Origin of the sequence: Wolbachia endosymbiont of Pentalonia nigronervosa (assembly GCF_014534705.1) — a bacterium.
GTDB lineage: Bacteria > Pseudomonadota > Alphaproteobacteria > Rickettsiales > Anaplasmataceae > Wolbachia.
This window is the reverse complement of sequence record NZ_JACVWV010000148.1, coordinates 1-1,564: the sequence shown is the minus strand read 5'-3', so window position 1 is coordinate 1,564 and position 1,564 is coordinate 1. Positions and strand designations below refer to the sequence as shown.

Sequence of the window (1,564 nt, the reverse complement as noted above, 5' to 3'; positions counted from 1 at the left end):
ACAACCTCCTTTCATTATATATCTTATTGCATGCTCTAATATCGTGTTTTCTTGGCCTTCCTATTGCCCCTTGTGCAACGTATGGCTCTAGTATTTCCCATTCTTTGTCACTTATGTCACTTGGATACATTGTTCCCTCTCTGTTTTTACTTACTTTAGTGTACTCTCTTCTTCTTTTCTTTTCAAGACATCTTCTAAGCAAGCTAGAGCAAAACTAGAAGCTATATATAAATCATTTACAAACAAGAATATTCCACTAGTAGTTACTGATACAGCTACTGCCGAAGTAATTAAATATGCTTCTAATGCTTTTCTAGCAACAAAGATCGCTTTTATCAATGAGATGGCAGGTTTATGTGAGGTATTAGGAGCAGATATAGACCTTTTAGCTAACAGCATGGGGATGGACCATAGAATAGGAAGGGAATTTCTAAAGGCTGGTCCAGGGTTTGGAGGGTCTTGTTTTCCTAAAGATTTATCAGCTTTAATAAAGCTTGCTGAAAATTATAATGTTAAGCTACAAATTTTAAGTTCGGTTAAGGAATCTAACTATAATCATATAACAAACATTGCTAAGAAGGTAGAATATGTATTGAATGGAGTCCAAAATAAAAAAATAGCGATATGGGGGCTAACTTTTAAGTCTGGTACCGATGATGTGAGAAATAGCCCAGCTATAGATGTTGCAAAGTTGTTAGTGAATAATAAGGCTAAAATTACTGCATATGACCCGGTAGGGATCGATAATGCTAGGCAAGTTCTACAGAATATAGAGTACGCGGACAGCGCTATAGGAGCTGCAAGGGACGCAGAAGCCTTATTATTATTAACGGAGTGGAAAGAATTTAAAAATCAGGATTTTGTAATTTTAAAGGATGTTATGGCTACACCTAATATCTTTGACTTTCGTAACTTGTTAGATAATAAATTGTTACTAGGATATGGGTACAATATTTATTCTCTGGGTAAAAAATCTATCTACAAAGTTTAATGTTGAGAAATATTTCCTACACCACTTTATTCAGTTTTTTTAAGGTCTCTACTTAATAATATGGAAAAGCAAACGAGTGCAATAACAGAGCAGATGGAAAAAAACGAAAACATAATACTATTACCACAGTGCGTAACAAGCACTCCTAAGAGCACGCATGAAAATATTGCACTTGCAATATACCCAAATAATCCTGTTAAGCTTACAATTGCACATACATTATTTTGTGAAGCAATGTTTACAGCTATAACACCTGTCAATACTTGTACTCCAAATATAAAAAATCCTGATAAGATTGCGCCAAGGTTCATAAGAATTATATTTTGACCAAAGTTCATTGCAATAAAAGTGAATGTTATACCCAGCATGTAAAATAACGCTAGCAAGCTTCTATTTTGAAAGAAGTATATATCACTAATTCTTCCTGTGATTAAAGTTCCAAGGATTCCACCCAAGTCATATACACCTGTTATTAGTGAGGATTGTACAAGAGAAATTTGTAATTTATCCTTTAAAATTATAGGAAACCAAAAGAAGATTCCCATTTTTATAATATAAGCACAAAAAGTAGCA

General features: G+C 33.7%; 2 protein-coding genes. One reads left to right on the top strand and one right to left on the bottom strand.

Annotation, left to right across the window (positions count from 1 at the left end):
• Positions 1–124: 124 nt before the first annotated feature.
• Positions 125–991: a UDP-glucose dehydrogenase family protein gene (locus IC220_RS07480; protein ID WP_369408778.1), complete on the top strand. Its 867-nt coding sequence runs from the start codon at positions 125–127 to the stop codon at positions 989–991.
• A 26-nt stretch (positions 992–1,017) separates the two neighbouring features.
• Here the strand turns inward: IC220_RS07480 and IC220_RS07475 are convergent.
• Positions 1,018–1,564, bottom strand: a 547-nt coding sequence (locus IC220_RS07475) for an MFS transporter (protein WP_188153786.1), incomplete at its 5' end; no start/stop codon positions are given.